At 73.6% G+C, this 23,399-nt stretch carries 23 protein-coding genes and 6 tRNA genes; 9 read left to right on the forward strand and 20 right to left on the reverse strand.

Annotated elements, in window-relative coordinates; genetic code table 11:
- Positions 1–16: 16 nt before the first annotated feature.
- The 7 genes from AAG589_RS02925 to AAG589_RS02955 form a co-directional block, all read right to left on the reverse strand.
- Positions 17–262 (reverse strand): hypothetical protein, encoded by a 246-nt coding sequence (locus tag AAG589_RS02925; RefSeq protein ID WP_430566217.1) that lies wholly within the window; start codon positions 260–262, stop codon positions 17–19.
- A gap of 76 nt (positions 263–338) precedes the next feature.
- Positions 339–665: a DUF2277 domain-containing protein gene (locus AAG589_RS02930; RefSeq protein WP_430565742.1), complete on the reverse strand. Its 327-nt coding sequence runs from the start codon at positions 663–665 to the stop codon at positions 339–341.
- Positions 666–775: 110 nt separating this feature from the next.
- A tRNA-Val gene (locus AAG589_RS02935) sits at positions 776–850 on the reverse strand.
- A gap of 42 nt (positions 851–892) precedes the next feature.
- Positions 893–965 (reverse strand) — tRNA-Gly (locus AAG589_RS02940).
- Between the two features lie 203 nt (positions 966–1,168).
- A tRNA-Val gene (locus AAG589_RS02945) sits at positions 1,169–1,243 on the reverse strand.
- Between the two features lie 8 nt (positions 1,244–1,251).
- Positions 1,252–1,322: transfer RNA gene (locus AAG589_RS02950), tRNA-Cys, on the reverse strand.
- Positions 1,323–1,376: 54 nt separating this feature from the next.
- Positions 1,377–1,449: transfer RNA gene (locus tag AAG589_RS02955), tRNA-Gly, on the reverse strand.
- A gap of 139 nt (positions 1,450–1,588) precedes the next feature.
- Between AAG589_RS02955 and AAG589_RS02960 the strand changes: the two genes are divergently transcribed.
- Together AAG589_RS02960 and AAG589_RS02965 are read left to right on the forward strand one after the other, a co-directional pair.
- Complete coding sequence (locus tag AAG589_RS02960; RefSeq protein ID WP_430565743.1) at positions 1,589–2,713, forward strand: chorismate-binding protein; 1,125 nt, start codon at positions 1,589–1,591, stop codon at positions 2,711–2,713.
- Between the two features lie 29 nt (positions 2,714–2,742).
- Positions 2,743–3,345 carry a dihydrofolate reductase family protein gene (locus AAG589_RS02965; protein WP_430565744.1) on the forward strand — a complete coding sequence of 201 codons (603 nt, stop codon included), beginning with the start codon at positions 2,743–2,745 and terminating at the stop codon, positions 3,343–3,345.
- A 5-nt stretch (positions 3,346–3,350) separates the two neighbouring features.
- Here AAG589_RS02965 and AAG589_RS02970 read toward each other — a convergent pair whose 3' ends face one another.
- On the reverse strand, positions 3,351–4,898 hold the full coding sequence (locus AAG589_RS02970; protein WP_430565745.1) for a multicopper oxidase family protein: 1,548 nt from the start codon (positions 4,896–4,898) through the stop codon (positions 3,351–3,353).
- A gap of 12 nt (positions 4,899–4,910) precedes the next feature.
- Positions 4,911–5,414: a hypothetical protein gene (locus AAG589_RS02975; RefSeq protein WP_430565746.1), complete on the reverse strand. Its 504-nt coding sequence runs from the start codon at positions 5,412–5,414 to the stop codon at positions 4,911–4,913.
- A gap of 159 nt (positions 5,415–5,573) precedes the next feature.
- Here AAG589_RS02975 and AAG589_RS02980 point away from each other — a divergent pair, with 159 nt between their 5' ends.
- Positions 5,574–6,440, forward strand: coding sequence for an aminotransferase class IV (locus tag AAG589_RS02980; protein WP_430565747.1), 867 nt, complete (start codon positions 5,574–5,576; stop codon positions 6,438–6,440).
- A 59-nt stretch (positions 6,441–6,499) separates the two neighbouring features.
- Positions 6,500–6,571, forward strand: a tRNA-Val gene (locus AAG589_RS02985).
- A 455-nt stretch (positions 6,572–7,026) separates the two neighbouring features.
- Here the strand turns inward: AAG589_RS02985 and AAG589_RS02990 are convergent.
- Genes AAG589_RS02990 through AAG589_RS03000 form a run of 3 tightly spaced genes read right to left on the reverse strand, consistent with a single transcriptional unit; the run spans position 7,027 to position 9,325 of the window.
- On the reverse strand, positions 7,027–7,884 hold the full coding sequence (locus tag AAG589_RS02990) for an aldo/keto reductase (RefSeq protein ID WP_430565748.1): 858 nt from the start codon (positions 7,882–7,884) through the stop codon (positions 7,027–7,029).
- The gene (locus AAG589_RS02995) at positions 7,881–8,315 is read right to left on the reverse strand and encodes a cupin domain-containing protein (RefSeq protein WP_430565749.1); all 435 of its coding nucleotides are present in this window, start codon (positions 8,313–8,315) and stop codon (positions 7,881–7,883) included. Before AAG589_RS02995 ends, AAG589_RS02990 begins: the two co-directional genes overlap by 4 nt.
- A 26-nt stretch (positions 8,316–8,341) precedes the next feature.
- Positions 8,342–9,325: an aldo/keto reductase gene (locus AAG589_RS03000; RefSeq protein ID WP_430565750.1), complete on the reverse strand. Its 984-nt coding sequence runs from the start codon at positions 9,323–9,325 to the stop codon at positions 8,342–8,344.
- A gap of 329 nt (positions 9,326–9,654) precedes the next feature.
- Between AAG589_RS03000 and AAG589_RS03005 the strand changes: the two genes are divergently transcribed.
- From AAG589_RS03005 to AAG589_RS03015, 3 genes are all read left to right on the forward strand, one after another.
- Positions 9,655–9,819: a hypothetical protein gene (locus tag AAG589_RS03005; RefSeq protein ID WP_430565751.1), complete on the forward strand. Its 165-nt coding sequence runs from the start codon at positions 9,655–9,657 to the stop codon at positions 9,817–9,819.
- A gap of 7 nt (positions 9,820–9,826) precedes the next feature.
- A complete protein-coding gene (locus AAG589_RS03010; protein WP_430565752.1) occupies positions 9,827–10,192 on the forward strand; it encodes a cyclophilin-like fold protein in 366 nt (121 codons plus the stop codon).
- A gap of 248 nt (positions 10,193–10,440) precedes the next feature.
- Positions 10,441–11,178 carry an SDR family NAD(P)-dependent oxidoreductase gene (locus tag AAG589_RS03015; protein WP_430565753.1) on the forward strand — a complete coding sequence of 246 codons (738 nt, stop codon included), beginning with the start codon at positions 10,441–10,443 and terminating at the stop codon, positions 11,176–11,178.
- A gap of 37 nt (positions 11,179–11,215) precedes the next feature.
- Here AAG589_RS03015 and AAG589_RS03020 read toward each other — a convergent pair whose 3' ends face one another.
- From AAG589_RS03020 to AAG589_RS03050, 7 genes are all read right to left on the reverse strand, one after another.
- Entirely contained in the window at positions 11,216–12,493 is a 1,278-nt protein-coding gene (locus AAG589_RS03020) for an MFS transporter (RefSeq protein ID WP_430565754.1), read from the reverse strand.
- A gap of 123 nt (positions 12,494–12,616) precedes the next feature.
- On the reverse strand, positions 12,617–13,879 hold the full coding sequence (locus tag AAG589_RS03025) for a DUF3500 domain-containing protein (protein ID WP_430565755.1): 1,263 nt from the start codon (positions 13,877–13,879) through the stop codon (positions 12,617–12,619).
- Entirely contained in the window at positions 13,869–15,464 is a 1,596-nt protein-coding gene (locus AAG589_RS03030; protein ID WP_430565756.1) for a carboxyl transferase domain-containing protein, read from the reverse strand. The genes AAG589_RS03025 and AAG589_RS03030 overlap by 11 nt, the downstream gene beginning before the upstream one ends.
- Positions 15,461–16,768: a CaiB/BaiF CoA transferase family protein gene (locus AAG589_RS03035; RefSeq protein ID WP_430565757.1), complete on the reverse strand. Its 1,308-nt coding sequence runs from the start codon at positions 16,766–16,768 to the stop codon at positions 15,461–15,463. The genes AAG589_RS03030 and AAG589_RS03035 overlap by 4 nt, the downstream gene beginning before the upstream one ends.
- Entirely contained in the window at positions 16,765–17,664 is a 900-nt protein-coding gene (locus AAG589_RS03040) for a fumarylacetoacetate hydrolase family protein (RefSeq protein WP_430565758.1), read from the reverse strand. Before AAG589_RS03040 ends, AAG589_RS03035 begins: the two co-directional genes overlap by 4 nt.
- Positions 17,661–19,370 (reverse strand): FAD-dependent monooxygenase, encoded by a 1,710-nt coding sequence (locus AAG589_RS03045; protein WP_430565759.1) that lies wholly within the window; start codon positions 19,368–19,370, stop codon positions 17,661–17,663. Before AAG589_RS03045 ends, AAG589_RS03040 begins: the two co-directional genes overlap by 4 nt.
- 32 nt (positions 19,371–19,402) lie before the next feature.
- Positions 19,403–20,728, reverse strand: coding sequence for an MFS transporter (locus AAG589_RS03050; protein ID WP_430565760.1), 1,326 nt, complete (start codon positions 20,726–20,728; stop codon positions 19,403–19,405).
- 179 nt (positions 20,729–20,907) lie between these two features.
- Here AAG589_RS03050 and AAG589_RS03055 point away from each other — a divergent pair, with 179 nt between their 5' ends.
- The gene (locus tag AAG589_RS03055) at positions 20,908–21,744 is read left to right on the forward strand and encodes an IclR family transcriptional regulator (RefSeq protein ID WP_430565761.1); all 837 of its coding nucleotides are present in this window, start codon (positions 20,908–20,910) and stop codon (positions 21,742–21,744) included.
- Here AAG589_RS03055 and AAG589_RS03060 read toward each other — a convergent pair.
- Positions 21,665–22,648 carry a LysR family transcriptional regulator gene (locus AAG589_RS03060; RefSeq protein ID WP_430565762.1) on the reverse strand — a complete coding sequence of 328 codons (984 nt, stop codon included), beginning with the start codon at positions 22,646–22,648 and terminating at the stop codon, positions 21,665–21,667. The two genes, AAG589_RS03055 and AAG589_RS03060, sit on opposite strands and share 80 nt — an antisense overlap.
- A 166-nt stretch (positions 22,649–22,814) precedes the next feature.
- Here AAG589_RS03060 and AAG589_RS03065 point away from each other — a divergent pair, with 166 nt between their 5' ends.
- Positions 22,815–23,399 (forward strand): quercetin 2,3-dioxygenase, encoded by a 585-nt coding sequence (locus AAG589_RS03065; RefSeq protein WP_430565763.1) that lies wholly within the window; start codon positions 22,815–22,817, stop codon positions 23,397–23,399.

Genomic DNA, 23,399 nt, shown 5'->3' on the forward strand with positions numbered 1-23,399 from the left:
CGACGCGGCCCGCGGGTCAGCGCGGGAGGCGGTCTGCGCCGACGGGGACCAGCCGCGGCATCCCCGCGGGGGCGACGCGGCTCAGCGCGACGTAGCGCGCCTCGGCCCGGTGCAGGCGGATGTGCTCGTCGAGGGACCAGTCCGGCCCGTTGGTGAGGACCATCCCGCAGGAGCAGTCGATCTCCACAGCGCCACCCTGGCCGTGCCGCACCTGGCCCACGGTGACGTGCGACGCCCGGGCGTGCGCCTTGGCGCGGTGCATCGTCGCGGAGACCGGGTCGGGCGCGACGGACGGCTCGTCGAACGGGGCGGGGGAGGGCTGGTCCACGCGGGCGAGCCTAATGGGTGTGGGCGATCCCGAGCTCGTGCATCCGCTCGTGCTCCTCGCGCGCGGCCTGGCGCGCGGCGATGCGCGCCTGCACCTCCTCGCGGCGCAGCGGCGGCACGGTCTTCGGGGGCTGCCGGCGCTCGGGGAGATCGCCGAGCAGGCGGGTGACGATCTCCGCGATCTCCGCGGTGGCCTGCTCGCACGGCTCGCGGGTGGCGGCGCTCGCCGAGCGCTGGACTCCGGTCACCTTCCGGACGAACTGCTCCGCAGCGGCCCGGATCTCCTCGTCGGTGGCGGGCGGCTCGAGCCCCCGCAGGGTCGTGATGTTGCGGCACATGCTCTCGACGCTACGCCGCGGGGGTGACGGCGGCGACACCCGGCGACGGGAGGGGAGTCGAGGGAAGGAACGCGAAAGGCCGCCCCGGGTGCACCGGGACGGCCTCGTTCTGGTGGGCGATACTGGGATCGAACCAGTGACCTCTTCCGTGTCAGGGAAGCGCGCTACCGCTGCGCCAATCGCCCGGGCGGCTGCTGCGCTCCCCGTGAGGGAAATGCAGAGCTCGGAGCGGATGACGGGACTCGAACCCGCGACCCTCACCTTGGCAAGGTGATGCTCTACCAACTGAGCCACATCCGCACGGCCGGGTCGTTCAGGGCTGCTGCCCTGGCCTCCCGGCGCCTGAGGAACATTACTCGACCGGTGGCTCGCTGGTCCAATCGCGGGCGTGTGACCTGCGACGCTGCGGTCGTTGCGGCGATCGACCGGTCGACGGTGAACGGCGTCGTGGTCCAGGAACGACGAAGCCCCCGACCGGTTCCCGGTCGGGGGCTTCGTGATGCTGGTGGGCGATACTGGGATCGAACCAGTGACCTCTTCCGTGTCAGGGAAGCGCGCTACCGCTGCGCCAATCGCCCGTGCTGCGAGGTGGGTACGGGATTCGAACCCGTGTATACGGCTTTGCAGGCCGCTGCCTCGCCTCTCGGCCAACCCACCTTGAGACGTGCTCTCCCGACGCTCGTGGTGAGTCGATCAGAGAGTGGGCCTCCGAGCGGATGACGGGACTCGAACCCGCGACCCTCACCTTGGCAAGGTGATGCTCTACCAACTGAGCCACATCCGCGCGACCAGGAACCAGGACACCCTGCGGTGCCCGCCGTTCTGGCGCGCCCCAAACATTAGTGGACCCCTGGCAGTCCGTCCAATCGCCCACCGCCCGGTGTCCGCCGAGTGTTCGCTCCGTACCCGCTAGCGTGCTCGGTGTGCACGAGCCGACCTCCTGGGCCACGTTCGCCGGCCGCCGCGCGACACGCGCGGTCGAGTGCGTCGACCTCACCGAGCAGCCGGAGCGGCTCGACGAGGGCCTGTGGTTTGTCGTCGTCGACTTCGAGGCCGACCTGGGGCGCGACGGCGTCTCCCGACCGGGCGGACGGGCGCGGGCGTGGCGGTTCGCCGAGGTGGGCCCGGCTGCGGGGCCGACGGACGACGCCGACGGGTGGCGCGGCCCGGCGCCGTCGTTCTGGACGAGCTCGCTCGATCGTGACGCCTACGTGCGTGCGGTCGCGACCGTCCGCGAGCGGGTGCGGCGCGGCGACGTCTACCAGGTGAACGTGTGCCGGGTGCTCTGCGCCCCGCTGTCCGGGTCGGACGGCGCCGGGGGCGTCGTCGAGCCCGACGCCGCCGGCCTCGCAGCGCGGCTGGCCGCCGGCAACCCCGCCCCGTACGCGGCCGCGGTGCACGTCCCGCGCGCGAGCGGGCTCGACCCGGTGTGGGTGGTGAGCGCCTCGCCCGAGCTGTACCTCTCCCTCGAGGGGGTTCGCGGCGGCGCCGGGTCGATCGCCTCGGGCCCCATCAAGGGCACGGCGCGCACGCCGTCGGGCCTCACGGCGAAGGACCGCGCCGAGAACGTGATGATCACCGACCTCGTGCGCAACGACCTGCAGCGCGTCTGCCGCGCCGGCACGGTGGAGGTGGCCGACCTGCTCGCCGTCGAGGAGCACCCGGGCCTGGCCCACCTCGTCTCGCGCGTGCGCGGGGAGCTGCTCGACGACGGCGCCGGCCGCTGGGCGCGCGTGCTGGGGGCGACGTTCCCGCCGGGGTCGGTGTCGGGGGCGCCCAAGTCGTCGGCGCTGCGGCTGATCGCCGAGCTCGAGCCCACCGCCCGTGGCCCGTACTGCGGTGCCGTGGGCTGGGTGGACGGCGACGCCGGGCGGGCCGAGCTCGCCGTCGGGATCCGCACCTTCTGGTGGGAGGACGAGCCCGGCGGCGGCGTCCTGCGGTTCGGCACCGGCGCCGGGATCACGTGGGGGAGCGACCCCGAGCGGGAGTGGGACGAGACGGAGCTCAAGGCGGACCGGCTGGTGGGGCTCGCCTCGTCGGACCGATGAGTCCGGGGACGCCGGCACGTCTCCCGTGCATGACACACGTGACGTGCGACCTCGGCATCTCCCTCGACGGCATCACGGCAGGGGTGAACCAGTCCCTCGACCAGCCGTTCGGCGACGGCGTCGGCGACGGCGAACGGATCATGCACGCGTGGATGTTCGACAACCCGGACGACCACCGGGCGGAGCTCGACGCGATCACCGACGCGGGCGCGTTCGTCATGGGCCGCAACATGTTCACCCCGGGACGCGGGGAGTGGGACCTCGCGTGGCGGGGCTGGTGGGGCGAGGACCCGCCGTACCACGCGCCGGTCTTCGTGCTCACGCACCACGAGCGGGAGCCGATCGAGATGCAGGGTGGCACCACCTTCCATTTCGTGACCGGCGGGCCGCAGGAGGCCCTGGACCGCGCCCGCGAGGCGGCCGGCGACCGGACCGTCTCCGTCGCCGGCGGGGCCACGACGGTCAACCAGTTCCTCGCCGCCGACCTCATCGACGAGCTGCGGCTGCACGTCGCGCCCGTGGTGCTCGACGTCGAGGGCGTGCGCCTGTTCGACGGGGTGGGGTCGCACGACCTGCGCATCGTGTCCGCGCGGGTCACGCCGGAGGTGACGCACCTCGTGCTGCGGCGCTGAGCGGGTCACTCGGGCACGTTGCCGCTGGCGTGCCCCAGCAGGTACGGCGTCGTGACGCCCGTGTACATGAGGTGTGCCACCAGCCCCTGGGTCGCGTGCGGCAGGTTGTGGCAGTGGTCCATCCAGATCCCTGGGTTGTCGGCGACGAACGCGACGTCGTAGACCTCGCCGTCGGCCACCTCGAGCGAGTCGGTCCACCACGGGCTCCCGCTCGCCGTGACGCCGTCGCGGGACAGGACGACCACGTGGTGGCCGTGCAGGTGCATCGGGTGCGGCGCCCCGCTGCGGTTGTCGATCCGCATGCGCACGACGTCGCCCTCCGCGACCTCGAACATCGGCACGTCCGGGTAGGTGTGCCCGTTCACGGTCCAGTGCATGCCGGGCTTCCCGTCGAGGAACCCTGGCGCGCGGCCGATGACGTAGTCGAACGAGCGGTCGGCGGCGGCCGGGTCCAGGCCGAGCGGGGCCGGGGTTCCGTACGAGATCAGGTCGAGTGTCGCCCTGGGACGCCGGGTCGGGGACGACGTCGCGCCGTCGGGGCCCACGACGACGGCGGAGGCGCCGCCCAGCTCGACGCGCGCCGCCGTGCCGTCCGTGGGCGCGACGACGAGCAGGTCCGCACGCCCGCCGGCCGGGACCACCACGGCCTGGTCCCGCACCTCCGGCGGGCCGTGCACGTCCGTGCCGTCGACCGCGAGGAGCCGGAACGGCACGCCACCCACCCAGACGGGAAGCACGCCGCCGTCGGTGTTGATCACCCGGACCCGCGCCGCGTGCCCGGGCCGCACGTCGACGGCCAGGTCGGCGGTCGTCCCCTGCACGGTGCGCCGGGACCCGTACCGGTGCACGACCGCCGGGACGTCGACGGCGTCGTCGAGCAGGCGGCCGACCTCCCGCCCTCCGGCCGGGTGGGCGTCCCGAGCCGGGGCCACGACCACCGCCCCGAGCAGGCCTTGGCGCACCTGCTCGTGCGAGACCTGGTGCGAGTGGTACCAGTACGTGCCCGCGTCGGAGGCGACGAAACGGTACGTGTGCGCCCCGCCGACGGGCACCGCGTCCTGGGTGACCCCCGCGACGCCGTCCGCCGCGTTCGGCACGTCGACGCCGTGCCAGTGCAGGGTCGCGCCGTCCGGCACGCTCTCGTTGACGAACGTGACCTCGACCAGGTCGCCCTGCGTCGCGTGCACGGTCGGGCCCGGGGTGGTGCCGTTCACGGTGTACGCGTCGATCGTCGTGCCCGGTGCGAACTCGACGCGCTCCGCTCGCGCGGTGAGGGTCATGGCGACGTCGGGAGGCCCCGGCGGCGCCACCAGCGCGTCGACGCTCACAGCGGCCGCGTCGTGGTCGTCCGTGGGGCCGCCCGTGTGGTCGGGATGTCCGTCGAGGGTCGTCACGCGGGGCCCGCTGCCCCGTTCGAAGGCCCCCGCCTCGGTCACCGAGAACTGCCCGGGGACCCGGCTGGTCTGCCAGAGCAGCACGACCGGGACGAGGACGGCCGCCGCCACGACCCCCGCGACGACGCGTCGCAGCACCGAGGAGCGGTGGGCCGCCATCGTGGTGGCGGCTCAGGACGGGACGCCGCCGGCGGCGGGCATGCCGCCGGGCGCGGCGACCACAGGGGCCGCGTGCACGGACCGGCCGCGCGCCGTGACCCGCCAGCCGGTGTACATCGCGACGCCGAACAGCAGCAGCGCGTTGACCCCGTGCAGCGCCCCCAGGAACGGGACGCTGTGCCCCGCGAGGCCCAGCGTGACCTGGAGCGCCACCAGGAGGAGGATCCCGAGCCCCCACCGCCACGCGCCGCGCACCCCGGCGAAGAGCGACGCGACGAACGTCAGCAGGGCGAGGGCCGGCAGCACGATCGTGCCGTTCATGCCGTGGAGCAGCAGCCCGACGTCCTCCGGGAACAGCGGCTCCCCGGACATCGACTGGTCCATCGCGGCCTGGTCCAGGACGCCGCCCTCGTCGATGAAGAGGCCGAGGCCTGCGACCGCGTAGACCATCACGGCGGCCTGGACCACGACGCCGGCGGCGACGACGTACGCGAGGACGCGGAAGACCTGCCTCATGCGATCACCTCGAGGAAGCGGGGGCCGCGCTGTCGCGACCCGTTCTCTGATGGTGAGACGGGCACCGCGCCGCCGCTACGAGCGGCCGGGGTGAAGCGGGGGTGAACTCGAACGCCCCGGGCGACGCCGTCCGGGCGTGAAGTCGGGCACACTGGCCACATGAGTCTGGTGATCTGGGCGGAGGGCCGCCTCGTCGGGCCGGGGGAGGCCGCGCTGAGCGCCGTCGATCACGGCATCACCGTCGGTGACGGCGTCTTCGAGACGTGCACCGTGCTCGACGGGCGGGCGTTCGCGCTGACGCGGCACCTGCGCCGCCTCGCCCGCTCCGCCACCGGCCTCGGCCTCGCCACGCCCGACGAGCAGAAGGTGCGCGACGGCGTCGCGGCCGCCCTGGCCGAGGCCGTCCGCCTCGACGGCGCGTTCGACGGCCGGCTGCGCATCACCGTGACGGCCGGCGTCGGCCCGCTCGGGTCCGGTCGTGTCGACGCCCCGCAGACCGTGGTGGTCGCCGCCCAGCAGTCGGCCATGGCCCCGACCTCGCGATCCGCACGCTCGCCCTGGCCGCGGAACGAGCGGTCCGCCGTCGCCGGCCTGAAGACGACGTCCTACGCCGAGAACGTGGTGGCGCTCGCGGACGCCGTGGGCAAGGGCGGAGACGAGTCGATCCTGCCCAACACCGTCGGCGACCTGTGCGAGGGCACCGGTTCCAACGTCTTCGTGGAGCGGGACGGCGAGCTGATCACCCCGACCCTCGAGTCCGGGTGCCTGGCCGGGATCACCCGTGCCCTGACGCTCGAGTGGGCCGCCGAGGAGGGGCTCCCCGTGCGCGAGGCGAAAGACGGCGAGCTGCCGTTCGCCGTGCTCGACGAGGTGACACAGGGGCGCGCGCAGCTCGTGCTGACGTCGTCGGGGCGCAACGTGCAGCCCGTGGTCTGGCTCGACGGCGCCGACGTCGAGGTCGGGGACGTGACGCGCGCGGCCCGCGAGCTGTTCGAGCGGTACTGCCGCGAGCGCCTCGACCCCTGACGCGCCCTGGTGCCGGTTTGGTCCGCCGCCCGATCTGTGGCTAATATCGTCCACGCACCGGGCGATTGGCGCAGTGGTAGCGCGCTTCGTTCACACCGAAGAGGTCACTGGTTCGAACCCAGTATCGCCCACACGTGAGCAAAGGCCCCCTGACCAGCGGAAACGCTGAGCAGGGGGCCTTCGTCGTGAGGGCTGTGGGCCAATCGGCAACGGGCTGACCTGCGGCGACGGTCGGTCCACAGAACGGGTGTCCATCGTGCGCCGGTCGGCTGGAGACCGCAGTCAGTCGCCTGACCAACCGACGGGATGCAGCAGTGACTGCTCGATCCCGCCGTTCGCCGAGGGCGGGCACGTGGAGATGGACCAGATGCGCGTGCGTGGTCGGGGCGTCCTGCCGTCGGCGCGGAGAGGCGCGACGTGGAGTTCATCGGTCGCTGCGATGGTCTGCAGCTGGTCCGGTGCCCACGTGCTCATGCGAGAAGTCCTTTCGTAGACATCCAGGTGCGGGCGGCGGCTGCGTCCCGAGCGCGGGCGGATGGCCCGTGCTCGAAACGCAGCCAGGGGGCGGGGCGGGACCCCGGCTCTTCTACTTGCCGCTGTAGACGGGGAAGGCGCTGTGCTCGCCGTAATCCTGCGCGTGCAGCTCGCGAAGCGCGGTCATGTCCGTGCCGGAGATCTCGAAGTCGACCTCGGCGTTGGAGCGCATGTGGTCCGGGCTCGCCGTCTTGGGCAGGGACACCGTGCCCAGCTGCAGGGTGTAACGGATGCACAGCTGCGGCACCGTCACCCCGTACTTCTCCGCCATGGCGGCGACGTCGGCGTTCTTCAGGATCTCGCCGTGGGCGATCGGCGAGTACGCCTCCACGCGGATGCCGTTGCTCTCGCAGTAGGCGATGAGCTCGGACGGCGTGTTGCCCGCGTGCACGAGCAGCTGGTTCACGTGCGGTACGACGGTGCCGCCGGCGATGATGTTCTCGACGTCCTGCTGCTGGAAGTTGGAGACTCCGATCGAGCGCAGCTTGCCCGCCCGGTGCGCCTCCTCGAGGGCCCGCCATGCTGCACGGTTGCCCTCGGCGTAGTCGCCGCCGCGGAAGTCGTCCCACGGCTGGGGTGCGTGGATGAGCATCAGGTCGACGTAGTCCAGGCCCAGCGTCCGCAGGGAGCCGTCGATCGCGGCGACCGCGGCGTCGTAGTCCTTGATCTCCGCCGCGAGCTTCGTGGACACGAACAGCTCGTCGCGGGGGACTCCCGCGGTGCGGACACCCTCGCCGACGCCGCGCTCGTTGCCGTAGGCCTGCGCGGTGTCGATGTTGCGGTACCCGATCTCGACGGCCGCGCGGACGGCGTCGGCGGCCTTGTCGTCGTCGATGAACCAGGTGCCGAGCCCCAGCCTCGGGATCTCGACGCCGTTCGTCAGGGTGTAGGTCTCGTTCAGGATGCTCATGCGTGCTCTCCGTTCTGCGGCAGTCGGCCGTACACCTCGTCGGTGACGGGCTCGAGCCACTCGTTGCTGACGTCCTCGCCCGGGGTGATGAAGGCGACGTGGGAGAACCACGAGTCGGCCTTCGCACCGTGCCAGTGCTTGGTGCCCGCCGGCACTTGGATCGTGGCGCCGGGCTCCATGCTGATCGGGTCCTCGCCCTCCGCCTGGTACCAGCCGCTGCCCGCGGTGCACAGCAGGACCTGGTCACCTCCGCCGGCGGTGCCGTGGTGGATGTGCCAGTTGTTGCGGCAGCCCGGCTCGAAGGACACGTTGCTGACCGGCACGCTGCCATCGGTCAGGGGGGCCAGGTAGCTCTGGCCGATGAAGTACTGCGCGAAGGCGTCGTTCGACTCCCCGAGCGGGAAGATCTGGTCGAATCCGGTGTCAGTCATGGTGCCCTTTCTGCTCGTTCGGTATGTCACCAGGCGTAGGACTGCGGCGCGACGCCGGGACCGGGCCAGATCCGGTCCAGCTCCGCCAGAGTCGCGGCATCGAGGTCGATGGTGAGCGTGTCGACGGCGACCTCGAGCTGCTCCTTCGTCCGCGATCCCGCGATGAGCGTGGACACGGCCGGCTGGTGCAGCAGCCAGGCCTGCGCGACCTCGGCGGGCGAGTGCCCCAGCTCGGCGCACAGGCGCTCGTAGTCGGCGATCTGGTCGGAGAACCGGCGCAGCTGTTCCTGCACCTCGGGGGCACGACGACGCACCGCGGCCCCGTCCTGGGGCACGCCTGCGAGGAGCCCGCTCGCCAGCGGCGCATACGGGATCAGGCCGACGCCGAAGTGCCGCAGCGCCGGGACGAGCTCCTGCTCGATCGCCCGGTTGGCGAGGTTGTAGATGCTCTGTTCGGAGACGAGCCCGAGGAAGTGCCGGGACCGGGCGGTCAGCTGTGCGGTGGCGATGTCCCAGCCGGCATGGTTGCTCGACCCGACGTAGGTGATCTTGCCCTCGGCCACCAGCTGTTCCATCGCCTGCCAGATCTCCTCGAACGGGGTGGCCCGGTCGACGTGGTGCATCTGGTAGAGGTCGATGTGATCGGTCTGCAGCCGGCGCAGACTCGCCTCGCAGGCCCGCTTGAGGTGGTACGCGGAGAGGCGACGGTCGTTCGGCCTCAGGCCCATGGGCTGGTAGGCCTTCGTCGCCAGGATGATCTCGTCGCGCCGGCCCGACGTCTTCAGCCAGTTCCCGATGATCTCCTCGGAGGTGCCGTAGCCCTTCTCCATGTCCGGGGACTGCGGGCCGCCGTACACGTCGGCGGAGTCGAAGAAGTTCACGCCGAGCTCGATCGCGGTATCCATGACGCCGAACGCGTCTGCCTCGTCCGTCGCGTCGCCGAAGTTCATCGTGCCCAGCCCGACGCGGCTGACGAGCAGGCCGGAGCGACCGAGGTGTGCATATTCCATGGGTGGTGTTCTCCTATCGGCCCACGTAGGCCATGCGCTGTGCGTGGTGCCGGTCCCCGCGCCCGAGTGTTCTGGTGCGCATGGCTACGTCTCCCGGATCGTGGTCGGCCGCTCGCCCGCGGGCGAGTCAGCGTTGGGGCATGGCGGCGAGGCTGGCCAGGTGCCTCAGTCGGTCCGTGCTTCGTTCCTGATGTCCGTGACTTCGACGCTAGGTCGTTCAGAGCGGCGGAGGGAGGCTCCGTCGGTACACCCCTCACCGGAGACTCCCTGCGCCGAGGAATGCGCGTTGTCATCGACATGTCGATGGTCGACGAGCGAGAGGAACGATCATGGTTGAGAGCACGAACAACGGCTGGACCGGTGGCCAGAACGCCTTCGGCGACTTCGCCCCCGGACTGGTGCACTACACGGACAAGGTCCTGTTCGACGAGGTCTGGGAGCGTGAGGGCCTGTCCAAGGGTGGCCGCACGACCAGCCAGATCTTTCGCTCATGAAAGGCGCATGATGGACATCCGGATCGTCACCGACACCGCGCCTCTGGCCGCCACGCTCAACGACAGCCCTGCCGCCCGCGGCCTCGCCGCCATGCTCCCCCTGACCCTCACACTGTCGGACTTCCACTCCACCGAGAAGATCGCGGACCTGCCCGCCACGCTCGACACGACCGGCTCGCCTGCCGGAGCGGCAGCCGAGCCCGGCGACATCGCCTATTTCGCTCCCTGGGGCAACCTCGCGATCTTCTACCGGGGTTTCCCCCGTTCCGCCGGCCTCGTCATCCTCGGCCGCATCGCGGGCCCCCTCGATGCGCTCACCCGCGGTGACGGGGAGCAGACCGTGACGATCGCGGCAACGGATGCGCGAGGCTGACCCAGCGGGCGCTGACCGAGGCGGCCGCGCACGGCCCGCCCCGTCGAGGTGGCGGCGACCTGGCGGCAGGAATGCATCCTGGCCGACCTGTCGGTGCTGGACCGGGCTCCGCGAACGGCGGCATCTCGCCTGACCCGGGCGATGAGAGGCGGGAAGACGCAGGACCCGCTCGTCGGGCGTCTGGGCACCCGCTCGACGGTGCGGGGGACAGGACCGATCGAGACACGATCGAGAAGGAGGGGAGCACCATGGCGCGGATCCTGGTGACGGGGTCGACCGAGGGCGTGGGCCGGGCGACGGCGTCGGCCCTCCTCGACGCCGGTCACGAGGTCGTCGTGCACGCCCGCACGACGGCGCGGGTGCCGGCCGTCGAGGACCTGACGGACCGCGGTGCCGGGGTGGTGGTCGGCGACCTCGCACGCCTCGACGAGGTGCGCGACCTCGTCCGGCAGGCGAACGACCTCGGGCGGTTCGACGCCGTGATCCACAACGCCGGCACCATGGACGGCCCGGCGGTCCTGCCGGTGAACGTCGTCGCCCCCTACGCGCTGACGGCGGGGATGATGCGCCCGGGGCGGCTGGTCTTTCTCAGCAGCGGCATGCATCGCGGAGGACGGGCCGACCTGTCCGGGGCCGACTGGGCGGGCTCGCGCACCACGCGCTCCTACTCCGACAGCAAGCTGTTCGTCACGACCCTCATGGCCGCCGTCGCCCGGCGGTGGCCGGACACGTGGTCGCACGCCGTCGACCCCGGGTGGGTGCCGACCAGGATGGGCGGGCCCGGCGCGAGCGACGACCTCGACCTGGCCCACGTCACGCAGGCCTGGCTCGCCACGACCGACGACGACGCGGCGCGACGAAGCGGCCGGTACTGGTTCCACGGGCACACCGAGGACCCGCACCCCGCCGTGCACGACGAGGCGTTCCAGGACGAGCTGCTGGCGTCCCTGGCGGCGTGCGTCGGGGTACAGCTGCCTCGGGGATGAGGCGCCGGGCCTGCCCTGGCGGGTGGGCCCGGCGCACCTAGCGGGTGCCGCGGATCGGGAGGATGAGCAGGGCGCCGAGGAGCGCCGCGGCGGCGCCGGCGAGGAAGAGCGCGGGGAAGTTCTGGGCCCCGGCGGCCCCCGCCCCGATCGCCAGCAGCGCGGGCGCGACGGCGGGGACGATGGAGTTCGGCAGCGAGCTGGCCAGCCACATGATGCCCATGTCCTTGGCGATGTCGTTCTGGTCCGGGAGGACCTCGCTGACCAGGGCGAGGTCGACGGCCATGTAGACGCCCTGGCCGACGCCCACGACCGCCATCGCGCCGAGGAACGCGGGGAACGTCTCCGCGGCGGTGACGAGCACGAGGCCGACGGCGAAGATGACCGCGGCGGCCACGACGAACGGCTTGCGGCGGCCGACCCGGTCCGAGACCCGTCCGAAGAGCGCGGCGAAGGCGAGCGCCATGACGGTCATCACCAGCGTCGAGGCGAAGACGGCACCGGAGACGTCGAGCGTGCTGTACCCCATCTCCCGGATCAGGTAGAACGCCTGGTACGCCTGGACCGACGCCACCCCGAAGAACAGCAGGAGCCGGCTCGCCCAGGCGAAGCCGAAGGAGGGGTGGCGGACCGGGTTGACCCAGAACGTGCCGAAGAAGTCGCGGGCACCGCGGTGGGGGACCTCGGCGCGGTCGATCACGCGGTCGTCGAGCCGGAGCGTCAGCAGGATCGCGGCGGCGCTCGCCACCAGGGCGGGCACGAGGAACTGGGCCAGGAGCGAGGCCGAGACCAGCTGGGCGAGGAAGAGCCCGACCACCGCGCCCACCGGGAGGCCGAGGCCGACCAGCGCGGACGCCGGCCCACGCCGCTCGGGCGGGTACTGGTCGGCCAGGACGGCGGTGCACGCGACGGTGACGGCCGAGACGCCGACCATCGTGACGATCGTCCCGGCCGTGAGGACGGCGACGTCAGGCGCCGCGTACATGATCGGGGCGCCGACGAGGTAGAGGACCGCGCCGAGCACCAGCAGCGGGCGACGGCGTCCCGTCCGCCAGGTGATGCGGTCGCTGAGCCGCCCGAAGACGGGCGCCGCGACGAGGGCGAAGACGGCGCCGACGCCCACGGCGATGGACAGGATCGTGGTCTCGCGGTCCGGGTCCAGCTGGGCGGCCTTGAGCGAGAGCGTCAGGACGGCGGGGACGAGCTGCGCCATGCCGCCGCCGATCGCCGCGAACGCGAGGAAGAAGAGGAACGCGCCGCGCGGGTCGGGCCAGGGGTGCGCGGCCGCGTCGTCGACGGCCGGAGCGGGAGTCGTCATGTCGTGGCTTCCTTGCCATGAGGTCCGGCACCGTCGCCGGAGTGCTGAGCGGTACGCCTGGGGGGTCGCGCCGACCCTCTGGCACGAAGCCTGGCCGAGGGGCGAGGGGCGGGGAAGACGAGGTCAATGATGGAGCGCATCAGCGTGGCTGATGTGCGAGGCCTGGAGAGCGAGAGCGCGCCCGTAGTCGTTGCCGTGCGGGGTGCGCAGCACGGTGTGGACGTGGAACGGCTTCGGGGTGTCGTAGTCGAGGAACACCCCGCAGTGGTGGTCGAGCTCGGCGACGAGCACGGGGGACTGGAGGCGGTAGTAGAAGACGTCTCCGGCCTGGTGGCCGCCGATCCAGGAGAACCAGGTCTCGTCGAGGTGCGACGTGATCTCGCGCATCCTGGCCGTCCTCGGCCCCGCGGGAAGCAGGCCGACGAACGCCGCCGCCACGGCCAGCGCCTCGCGTCGTGCCTCCGGGGCCAGGTCTCGCACCCGCACGCCCTCGAACGGGATGACGCGGTTGTCCTGGAAGGCGCCGGCGAGGTGCCGTTCGTCGCCGGGGTGCACCCGGCCGGGCGGCATCGCAGGGTCGACCATCTGCTCGTACGTCGTCGCGGCCGCGCGCTGCTGCGGGGTCATCGCCGCCATGAGCGCCAGGCCGTGGTCGATCCGGTCCTGGAAGGGCGCGGTGACCCGGGCGGAGCCGGTGTCGATCTCGTCCGGTTCGGCGCCGAGGAACACCGGGCTGAGCACCATGCGCCCCGCGACGACGAGGCAGTTCAGCGCGCAGTGGTGACCGAACAGCTGCCAGCCCCACGGGCGCTCCCGGTCGGGCTCGCCGTACAGGGCGACGTTGTAGCTCCACTCGTTGAGCACGGACCTCAGGTCGGTGACCTCGCCGAGGAACCCGTTGATCCGCATCATCGCGTGCGCGAGCTCGAACCCCTCGGGGCTCAGGGAGGCGCGCACGAGGTCGAGCGCCCGCGCGCGGACCTCCGGCGGCTGGTGCTCCAGCCGCAGTCCCGTGTCGAACTGCATGAACTCCGGGTTCGCCCACGTCTGCCACTCGGGCGCGGTCACGTCGTGCACGAGGCGGTCGCGACCGGCGTCGTCCAGGGCTGCGAGGAGCGCGTCGGCAGCCGCCACCATGTCCGCCACGGGCGCCTCCTCGTCCGGGCCCGGCGGCGTGAGCGGGTAGAGGTCCGTCCGCAGCGTCCCGTCCTCGGTCACCCCGCGGAACGGCTCCTTGTACAGCGGCGTCCACCCGGCGACGAGGCCGCCGGTGAACGTGCCCGGGGTCCGCGCCGCCTCGCGGTACGCGTACGCGTCCAGGCCACGCACCTCGGCCAGCCGCGGGTGGTCGTGAGGGTAGAGGTACTGGCGGAACTCACCGGACATGGTGCTGCCTCTCGGGAATCTGGTCTGCGGGATCGTGGCGCGCGAGGTTCCGGCCTGCGGGCCTCTCGGCGGAGGTCTGGCGACGCAGGGCGTCGACGACGGCATCGACGACGGCGCGGCAGAGGGCGTCGGGCGGCTCCGTGGGATCGGCGGGCTCGGGGACGACGACGTCCACGAAGCCGGCGGCCTCGAGGTCCCGCGCCCGGACGTGCTGGGCGCGGGCGAGCTCGGCGGCGCGGTCCCCGGTGCCGTGGAGGATGACGCTCGCGCCCTGGGGCGGGAGCGGCGCGAGCCAGGCGTGCTCGGCGGCGACGACCTGTCGGGCGCCGAGGAGGGCCAGCGCCCCGCCGCCCGTCCCCTGGCCGAGCAGCACCGCCACGGTCGGCACCGGCAGGGCGGTGAGCTCCGCGATGCAGCCCGCGATCTCCGCGGCGAGCCCGCCGTCCTCCGCCTCGCGCGACAGCTCGGCGCCGGGGGTGTCGACCACCGTCACGACCGGCAGGGCCAGCGACTGCGCGGTGGCGAACGCCCGGCGGACCCGTCTCAGGGCTGCGGGGCCCCATGGTGCGCCCTGGCGGGCGGCCACCCGGTCCTGCCCGACGACGACGCACACCCGCCCGCCCAGGTCGGCGAGCGCGACGACGAGGGCGTCCCGCCCGGGCACGCCCGGGCCGTGCACGTCCCGGACGGCCGTGTGACGACCGTGCAGCCACACCACCTCGCGAGCCCGGTCGAGGAGGTCGCGCACGCCGGGGCGGTCCTCGCGGGAGGTGCGGCGGATGCTGTCCCACGCGTCCGCGTGGCGCACGGGGTTGGCGCCGACGCGGGGTGAGCGGGCGACCGGCCCGGTCTCGCCGACGTCGTGGGCCGTGGCCCCGTCCGTCGCGTCGAGCAGGGTGAGCGTCCTGCCGACGACGTCGTGGAGCTCGTCGAGGGGGACGACGTCGTCGACGATCCCGCGGGCCGCCAGGTTCTCCGCGAGCTGCACGCCGTCCGGGAACGGGTGGCCCTCGAGCGCGGCGAACACCTGCGGCCCGAGGAACCCGATCAGCGCCCCCGGCTCGGCGAACGTCACGTGGGCGCGCGACGCCCAGGACGCGAGCACGCCGCCCGTGGTCGGGTGGCGCAGGTGCACGAGGTAGGGCAGGCCCGCGGCCTTGTGCTCCTCGACCGCGCGGGTGAGGCCGATCATCTCGACGAAGGCCGGGGTGCCCTCCTGCATGCGCGTCCCGCCCGACGCCGGCAGGGCGAGGAGCGGCAGGCGTTCGCGGGTGGCACGGCGGACGGCGGCCAGGGTGCGACGGGCGGCCGCGACCCCGACGGAGCCGCCGAGGAAGGCGAACTCGCTCACGACCAGGGCGACGGCCCGGCCGCCGACCCGCGCGCGCCCGGTGACGACCGCCTCGTCCGTCCCGGCGCGCTGTGCGGCGCGTGCGAGCTGGGCCGCGTAGTCGTCGTGGCCCGGCCCGGCGCCTCGCTCGAGAGGCTCGTCCCAGGAGGTGTACGACCCGGGGTCCACCAGCGCGGCGACGACCCGGGCGGCGCGGGGCACGGCGGCGCGGGGCCGCTCAACGACGGCCGTCATCGGGCTGCCGCCCCGACGGCCTCGGGCGCGGAGGCGGGGCGGGCGTCGTCCCGGTGCGGGGAGTCTCCGCGGGCCCAGGCACGGACGGCGTCGCCGTGCTGGTCGAGCGTGGGCGGGGCGTCGTGCGCCGTGCGGGTGCGCTCGCCCCCGTCGGCACCGAAGAAGCGCAGCGGGGGGCCGGGAAGCGTGACGACGCCGAGGGTCGCGTGGTCGACGTCGAGGAGCAGGCCCTGGCTGGCGGTCTGGTCCCACGCGTACACCTCGTCGACGCTCCGGATCTTGCCGCACGGCACACCGAGCTCGGTGAGCCGTGCGAGCAGGTCGGCGGCGTCCGTGTCGGCGAAGCGCTCCTCGACGTGCGCGACGAGGGCCTCGCGCGCCTCCACCCGCAGGGGGTTGGTGGCGAAGCGCGGGTCGTCGGCGTCGAGCCCGAAGCCGTCGCAGAACCGGCGCCACAGGGTCTCGCTGCCCACCGCGATCTGCACCGCGCCGTCGCGGCAGCGGAACAGCCCGTACGGCGCGATGGACGCGTGGTGGTTGCCCGCGGCCCGCCCGACCTGGCCGGCGACGGTCCAGCGGGTGCCCTGGAACGCGTGCACGCCGACGCCGGCGGCGAGGAGCGACGTGCGCACGACCTGCCCCACGCCCGTGCGCTCCCGCTCGAGCAGCGCCGCGACGACGCCGTACGCCCCGTACATGCCGGCGAGCAGGTCGCAGATCGGGGTGCCGAACTTCTGGGGGTCGTCGGGGCCGGAACCGGTGAGCGACATGAGACCGGCCTCGCCCTGCGCGATCTGGTCGTAGCCGGCGCGCCCGCCCTCCGGGCCGTCGTGCCCGAAGCCGGTGATCGACAGCACGACGAGCCGCGGGTTGAGCGCGAGCATCGCCTCGACGCCGAGCCCGAGACGCTCCAGCACCCCGGTGCGGAAGTTCTCGACGACGACGTCGGCGCGGGCGACGAGGTCGCGCAGCACGGCGAGGTCGTCCGGGTGCTTGAGGTCGAGGACGACGGACTCCTTGTTGCGGTTCGCGCTGAGGAAGTACGTCGACTCGCCGTCCTGCGGCCCGGGGCGGGTCGTGGTCGCGCCGAACCCGGCGGCCGGCGTGCCGGGGCGTCGCGCCGCCACGAACGGCGGGCCCCAGCCTCGGGTGTCGTCGCCGGCGGGCGACTCGATCTTGACGACGCGGGCGCCCAGGTCGCCGAGCATCATCGTGGCGTGCGGGCCGGCGAGCGCGCGGGAGAGGTCGACGACGAGCGTCCCGGCGAGCGACCCGGGGCCGCCGGCCGTCGTGGCGGCACTCATCGGGTCGCCTCCGCGGACGTGGCGGGGACGTCGTCGTGGGCGTGGCCGTGGGCGTGGCGGGCCTCGTTGCCCACGACGGGCGTGCGCAGCACCCCGAGCCGTTCGACGTCGACCTCGACGACGTCGCCCGGCGTCAGCAGCCACGGCGGGGTGCGCGAGTACCCCACGCCCGACGGCGTGCCGGTCGCGAGCAGGTCGCCGGGCCGCAGCGTCATCGTGCGCGAGACCAGGGAGAGGGTCTCGCCGACCGTGTAGACCATCTGGTCGGTGCGGCCGTCCTGGACGGTCTCGCCGTTGACGCGGGTGGTGACGCGCAGGCCGTCGCGCAGGTCGCCGACCTCCGACGCCGGGACGAGGGGACCGAGCGGGCCGGACCGGTCGCCGTTCTTGCCGAGGATCCACTGGGAGGTGAGCTTCTGCGCCGTGCGCGACGTCAGGTCGTTGAAGACCGAGTAGCCGACGACGGCGTCCAGCGCCTCGTCGGGGCCGGCGTCGACGAGGGTGCGGCCGACGTAGGCGACGATCTCGCCCTCCCAGTCGACGCCGGGCTCGTTCGCCGGCACGGGGACGGTGGCGCCGTCCACGGAGAGGCTGCTCGTCCAGCGGGCGAACAGCGTGGGGAACGGCGGGACCCCGTCGGCGGAGTAGCTGCCCTCCTCGACGTGCTTGAGGTAGTTCAGGCCGATGCACAGCACCTTCGCGCCCGGGAGCACGGGCGGCACCTGCTCGACGTCGTCGAGCAGGACGACGGCGGTGGCCGTCGCCTCGGGGGCGAGGTGGGCCTGCGGGTCGGCCCAGAAGCGCTCGAGCGGCGCGAGCAGCTCGGCCGAGCCAGGGCCGGCGAGGCGTGCGACGTGGACCGAGCCGTCGTCGAGACGGACGCCGATGATCTTCATGAGGAGCTCCTGGTCGTTCGGGCGGTGCAGGGGGCGGTCAGGTCGTCCGGTGCGCCGGCGGCGCGGCCGACGGCCCGGCGCAGCGCCCCGACGAGTCCGGCGAGGCTCGAGCCGCGCCAGGCGACGTGCTGGTCGGGGCGCACGAGCAGCCACGGGTCGGGCCAGGCCGCGGACTCCGGCGACCAGGGCACGGTGCGGACCGTGACCGGGACGCCGAGCCCGGCGTCGACCAGGCCCGTCTCGACATAGGCCGTGTCGTCGTGGGTCACGGCCCCGGGCGCCGCACGCAGCAGCACGGTGAAGTCGGCGCCCAGGACGTCGTAGAGGGAGGTGGAGGCGTCGATCCAGTGGTGGGGGAGCAGGCAGCCGGGGGCGGTGCTCGGCTCGTACCGGACGGGGTCCTCGAGTGGCGCGTCCGCGAGCTCGTCCGCGACGATCGGAGAACCCGCGTAGTGGTAGCCCAGCACGAGGCCGAGCGAGTGGAACTCCGACTCCTTGACGGCGAGCGCCTGCGCCGCGCGGGCGCGGGCGGCGTCCCCCGCCGCGCCGGGCCGGTCGAGGTCGTCGTCCATGAGGTCGTCGGCGAGGACCTCGCCGTTGCGCTGCGCCTCGGCGATGGTCCGCCGCGCGACGGGGCGTCGCTCGGGCTCGTAGCTGTCGAGCAGACCCGGCCCGGCCCAGCCGTGCACGACGCCCGCGAGCTTCCAGGCGAGGTTGGCGGCGTCGCCGACGCAGGTGTTGAAGCCGTGCCCGCCCCACGGCGGGTTCGCGTGGGCCGCGTCGCCGGCGAGGAGCACGTTGCCGACACGGTAGGTGGGGGCCAGCAGCATGCGCGCCGTCCACGGGTCCTCGGCGAGGAGCTCGACGTCGACGTCCGCGCCGACGAGCGAGCGCAGGACCTCCTGGGGCCCGACTCCCGCGAACTGCGGTGCCGCCGGGTCGTACCCCTGCACGATCGCCCACCACAGGCCGTCGAGGTCCATCGGGCCGACCATGCCCGCGTACTCGCGACCGACCACCCAGTACTGCACGGCCGGGTCGAGCGCGACCGACTCCGCGAGCCGCGCGGACCGGAACAGCAGGCCGAGGTTCGACTTCGCGGCCGAACCGCCCTCCAGACGCACCCCCAGGCCGCGGCGCACCGTCGAACCCACGCCGTCGGCACCGACGAGGAACCGGGACCGGATCCGGTGCTCGGTGCCGTCCGCGTCGACGGCGACGGTCTCCACCCCGTCGGCCCCGAGGTCCGTCGAGCGGTCGAGGCGCACGCCGAGGGCCAGGTGGGCGGCATCCGACGCCTCGAGCCCAGCGCGCAGCACCTGCTCGACGACGGGTTGGGCGACCTGCTGCCCGCACTCGGGCTGGGGCCCGTAGCGGCCGGCGTCGAGCTGGAACGCGTGCCGGAACCGGGTGAGCTCGCGGCCCACCAGCGACGTGCAGAAGGCGACGTGATCGGACCACTGCGGAGTCAGGGGTGCCGCCTCCCGCAGGGCGTCGGCCAGGCCGAGACGCCGCAGGTGCGTCATCGTGCGGGCGTTCGTCGTCTTCGCCCGGGGGTGGAGCCAGTCCAGCTCCTCGCGGGGCTCGAGGACGACGCAGGACACGCCCCGGTGCGACAGCTCGGTCGCGAGGAACAGGCCGGTCGGGCCGCCCCCGGCGACGACGACGTCGACCTGGGTCGGGAAGGGTGGGGGCTGGGCGCTCACGGTGCGAGCTCCTCTCGGTGGTGCGGGTGCTGTCAGGCCGGGCGGACGGCGCTCGCGGCCGGGTCCGCGTCCGGGGCGCTCGTCGCGGCCCGGGCCTCGACCGCCTTCGGGACGAGGAGCATCACGAGCCCGCCCAGGGCAGCCGTGGCCGCGAACGCGAGGCTGGTCGCCGTCAGCGGGGCGCTCTGCGTGATGACCCAGGCCCCGAAGGTGGGCCCGACGATGCCGCCGAGCCGACCCACGCCGAGCGCCCAGCCGAGACCGGTGGCGCGGACGGCCGGCGGGTAGAAGCGGGCGATGAAGTCGTTGAGGATGTTCTGCGTCCCGAAACCGCCGAAGCCGGCCACGAGGACGAGGACGAGCAGCACCGCGCTCGGGGGCCGCAGCGCGATGAGCAGCAGCGCGGCGACGGCGCACGCGTACCCGACGACCACGAGCGGCTTGGGGCCGACCCGGTCGGCGAGCCGGCCCGCGACGACCGTGCCGAGCACGGCGCCCACGCAGTAGACGAGCAGGAACCGGATCGACGAGCCGAGTCCGTAGCCGGCCTGGGTCATGACCTGGGGCAGCCAGGTGGTGATGCCGAACACCGTCAGGAGGCTGAAGAACGTCGTCGCCCAGATGAGCAGGGTCGCCCCGAGCATGCCGGGTGTCAGCAGGGTGCGGACCGTCGTCCTCGCGGTGGGGGTCGCCGGGGGTGCCGGGGTCTCGAGCCCGTGCACGACGGCGACTTCCGCGGCCTCCGTGGCACGGCCCCTGGCGAGCAGGTAGGCGGGCGACTCCGGCAGGCGCAGCCAGAGCACGGGGAGCAGCAGCAGGAAGGCGCCGGCGAGCGCGTAGACCGGGCGTGCGCCGTGGGTGGGCACGAGCCAGGCCGCGGCGGCCGCGGCGAGCACCATGCCCGTGGGCGGTCCGGTGAGCACCAGGGCCAGGGTGCGCGACCGCGTGCGGGGGGACGCGAACTCCGTGGCGAGGGCCACGGCGGTCGGCAGCAGCCCGCCGACCCCGAAGCACGTCAGGATCCGAGCCGCGAGGAAGGTGTCGGGCGTGGAGGCGAAGGACGTCAGCAGCATGCCGAGCGAGAAGATCGCGACGCTGGAGATGAAGATGCGGCGGCGGCCCACACGGTCGGTCAGGGTGCCTGCGACGAGAGATCCCACGAGCATCCCCACCAGGGCGAGGCTGCCGATGTGACCGGCCTCGACGGGAGTCAGGGCGAGCGGTGGGCGGCCGATGAGGCCCGGCAGGGTGGCGCCGTACGACATGAGGTCGTAGCCGTCGGCCAGCAGGCACAGCCAGCACAGGACGAAGATGAGAGGTCGGGACCTTCCCGAGGTGGTGGGCGGAGCAGAGGGCATCGTCGGCCTCCCGGTTCGGCAGCGAACATGACGGCTGCGATGCTGGGCCGCTGCCCGGGCCGCGCGGAAGCCCGCCTGCCGCTCAATGGAAGGGTGACGGACGTCATGCGCAGACCTGCCATTGAGCGGCAAGCGGATGACCCGTGTCACACTGTGCGCCGCGACAACGGGAGGGCGCCATGGGCACGTCGGGACCGCCGCAGGACGGCACGTCTGAGGGCGGCGGCCGCGGCCGCCGCCCTCCGCACGGCGAGCCGGTCGTGGACCGGGCGCTGTCGCTGCTCGACTGCTTCAGCGCCGACCGCCCGTACCTGTCGCTCTCGGAGCTGTCGCGCGCGAGCGGCGTCCCCGCCAGCAGCGCGCTGCGCCTCGCGACGCGCCTCGCCGCGTGGGGTGCGCTGGAGAGGCTGCCCGACGGCCGGTACAGCGTCGGGGTGCACCTGTACGAGGTGGGTTGCCTGGCCCCGCGCGGTCGGCAGCTCCGTGACATCGCCCTGCCGTACATGGGCGACCTCGCGGACGCGACCGGCCAGCACGTGCTGCTCGCCGTGCGGCAGGGCGAGCACGCGCTGCTCATCGAACGGCTCTCGGGCGAGCACGCCGTCGACACGCTGTACCAGGTCGGCGAACGGCTCCCGCTCCACTCGACGGGGGTCGGCCGGGTGCTGCTGGCCTACGCCGACGAGCACTTCCGCGTGGAGTACCTCGCGCGGCCGCTCGTGGCCGAGCCCGAGCACGTCCCGGTCGACGTCGCCGCGCTCGGCGAGGAGCTGCGCGAGATCGTCGACCGACGTGCCGAGGTGTTCCAGCGCGCCGTCCCGCGCGACGTGGTCTCCGTGGCCGTCCCGGTGTTCGGGCGCGGCGAGGGGGTGATCGCCGCGCTCTCGGTGCTGGTCCCGCAGACGCGGCCGGGGGCACGCATCCTCCTGCCCGCGATCAGGACCGCGGCCCGGTCGATCTCCCGGGGCGCCGGCTCCCAGGCGGCCGCCCTCGCTCCGCCTCGTCGGCGCCGGTAACCCGGTCGGTGCGGGCGGTCCGGTCGGAGAGCGCGAGGGCCGTCCGCACGAAGTCGGGTGTCGCGGGGTGCCGCGGCCGGGTCGCCCAGCACACGAGGACCTCCGCCGGGTCGACGTCGTCGATCGGGACGTAGGCCAGCCCCGGACGTCCGAAGCTGGTGGCGACGGATCGCGTCGCGATGTTGACGCCGATCCCCGCGGCGCAGAGCTCCATGAGTCCCTCGACGTCGTCGGCCACCGTGACCACGCGGGGCCGGCTCCCGTCCGGGCGGGGATCGGCCGTCCACCAGGCGCGTGCCTCGTCGGGTGCGCCGCTCGGGACGACGAGGCCGAGGTCGTTCGTCTCGTCGACGTGCACCGACGCACGACCGGCGAGCGGGTGGTCCGCGCGCAGCACGAGGACCCGCGGCTCGTCCAGGAGGTGCGCGGACCGCAGCCCGCGCGCCGGCGGCAGCGGCCCGAGCGTCAGCGCGACGTCGACCCGCCCCGTCGTGACGGCCTCCGTCGCGTCGAAGAAGCCGAGGCGGACGATCTGCACGGTCAGCCGCGGGTCCCGGCCGACCGCGGCGGTGAGGATCGTGCTGGTGAGCTCGCCCGCGCCCGAGGCGACCAGGCCGATCCGTAGGGGCGCCGGGCGGGACCGTCCGACGCGGGCCCACGCGTGCACCGCCTCGTGCGCCTCGACCGCCTCGCGGGCGAGGGGGAGCAGCTCCTCGCCCGCCGTCGTCAGGGAGACGGCCCGCGGCGAGCGCTCGAACAGGCGGCACCCGAGGATCTTCTCCAGTCGGGAGATCTGCTGGCTGAGCGACGGTGAGGTGATCTGCAGGCGGTCCGCCGCGTGGCCGAAGTGCAGCTCCTGCGCGAGGACCAGGAAGTACCGCAACGCCGCTGTCGAGACGTCCACCCCGCGATGCTAGACGACGTGAGGCGTTGCCTCACGTCCGGTCGGGAGGTCCAACTGGACCGCGGGCGCCGCCGCGCGCAGGATCGACGCCGTCGGCCACGCACGACGGCCCGCAGCTGCACCACGCCGGCACACGCCGGCACCACGCAACGAGGAGGTTGCCCCGATGACCCAGGCAGACCCGACGACCCAGGCAGTCCCGACGACCCAGGCAGCGCCGACCGGCACGGACGCGACGGCGAGCCGGCTCCCCGCCGGACCGAGCCCGTACTTCCTCGGCGAGGCGGAGGGGGACAAGCTGGTGCTGTTCGACCAGCTCTTCACCCTGCTGACGACGTCGCCGCAGACGAGCGGGCAGTTCGACGCCTTCGTCACCGAGGGCAGGCCCGGCCAGGCCGTGCCCGCGCACTTCCACCGCACGACGCACGAGACGTTCTTCGTGCTCTCCGGCGCGATCCGGCTGTGGGTCGACGACCAGGCCGGCGGGCGCGAGACCCGCATCCTCGAGGAGGGCGGCTTCGGCTACGTGCCCCGCGACACGATCCACTCGTACCGCATCGAGCGCACCGGAAAGATCTTCGGCGTCACCAGCGCGGGCTTCACCGACTTCTTCCGGGCCGTCGCGCGCCCCACCGACAAGGCCGGCATCCCCGAGCCGGCGGAGTTCCACATCCCGTCGTTCGACGAGATGGCGCGTCAGGGCGCCGCGCACGACGTGAACTTCGTGGCCGGCTACGAGCTGTTCGACTGA

Source organism: Isoptericola sp. F-RaC21, from assembly GCF_038593535.1.
Taxonomy (GTDB): domain Bacteria; phylum Actinomycetota; class Actinomycetes; order Actinomycetales; family Cellulomonadaceae; genus Isoptericola.

Coding starts and splice junctions, on each gene's coding strand:
- AAG589_RS02925 (WP_430566217.1), bottom strand. CDS start 262: ATGCACCGCGCCAAGGCGCACGCCCGGGCGTCGCACGTCACCGTGGGC.
- AAG589_RS02930 (WP_430565742.1), bottom strand. CDS start 665: ATGTGCCGCAACATCACGACCCTGCGGGGGCTCGAGCCGCCCGCCACC.
- AAG589_RS02965 (WP_430565744.1), top strand. CDS start 2,743: ATGACACACGTGACGTGCGACCTCGGCATCTCCCTCGACGGCATCACG.
- AAG589_RS02970 (WP_430565745.1), bottom strand. CDS start 4,898: ATGGCGGCCCACCGCTCCTCGGTGCTGCGACGCGTCGTCGCGGGGGTC.
- AAG589_RS02975 (WP_430565746.1), bottom strand. CDS start 5,414: ATGAGGCAGGTCTTCCGCGTCCTCGCGTACGTCGTCGCCGCCGGCGTC.
- AAG589_RS02980 (WP_430565747.1), top strand. CDS start 5,574: ATGAGTCTGGTGATCTGGGCGGAGGGCCGCCTCGTCGGGCCGGGGGAG.
- AAG589_RS02990 (WP_430565748.1), bottom strand. CDS start 7,884: ATGAGCATCCTGAACGAGACCTACACCCTGACGAACGGCGTCGAGATC.
- AAG589_RS02995 (WP_430565749.1), bottom strand. CDS start 8,315: ATGACTGACACCGGATTCGACCAGATCTTCCCGCTCGGGGAGTCGAAC.
- AAG589_RS03000 (WP_430565750.1), bottom strand. CDS start 9,325: ATGGAATATGCACACCTCGGTCGCTCCGGCCTGCTCGTCAGCCGCGTC.
- AAG589_RS03005 (WP_430565751.1), top strand. CDS start 9,655: ATGGTTGAGAGCACGAACAACGGCTGGACCGGTGGCCAGAACGCCTTC.
- AAG589_RS03010 (WP_430565752.1), top strand. CDS start 9,827: ATGATGGACATCCGGATCGTCACCGACACCGCGCCTCTGGCCGCCACG.
- AAG589_RS03015 (WP_430565753.1), top strand. CDS start 10,441: ATGGCGCGGATCCTGGTGACGGGGTCGACCGAGGGCGTGGGCCGGGCG.
- AAG589_RS03020 (WP_430565754.1), bottom strand. CDS start 12,493: ATGACGACTCCCGCTCCGGCCGTCGACGACGCGGCCGCGCACCCCTGG.
- AAG589_RS03025 (WP_430565755.1), bottom strand. CDS start 13,879: ATGTCCGGTGAGTTCCGCCAGTACCTCTACCCTCACGACCACCCGCGG.
- AAG589_RS03030 (WP_430565756.1), bottom strand. CDS start 15,464: ATGACGGCCGTCGTTGAGCGGCCCCGCGCCGCCGTGCCCCGCGCCGCC.
- AAG589_RS03035 (WP_430565757.1), bottom strand. CDS start 16,768: ATGAGTGCCGCCACGACGGCCGGCGGCCCCGGGTCGCTCGCCGGGACG.
- AAG589_RS03040 (WP_430565758.1), bottom strand. CDS start 17,664: ATGAAGATCATCGGCGTCCGTCTCGACGACGGCTCGGTCCACGTCGCA.
- AAG589_RS03050 (WP_430565760.1), bottom strand. CDS start 20,728: ATGCCCTCTGCTCCGCCCACCACCTCGGGAAGGTCCCGACCTCTCATC.
- AAG589_RS03055 (WP_430565761.1), top strand. CDS start 20,908: ATGGGCACGTCGGGACCGCCGCAGGACGGCACGTCTGAGGGCGGCGGC.
- AAG589_RS03065 (WP_430565763.1), top strand. CDS start 22,815: ATGACCCAGGCAGACCCGACGACCCAGGCAGTCCCGACGACCCAGGCA.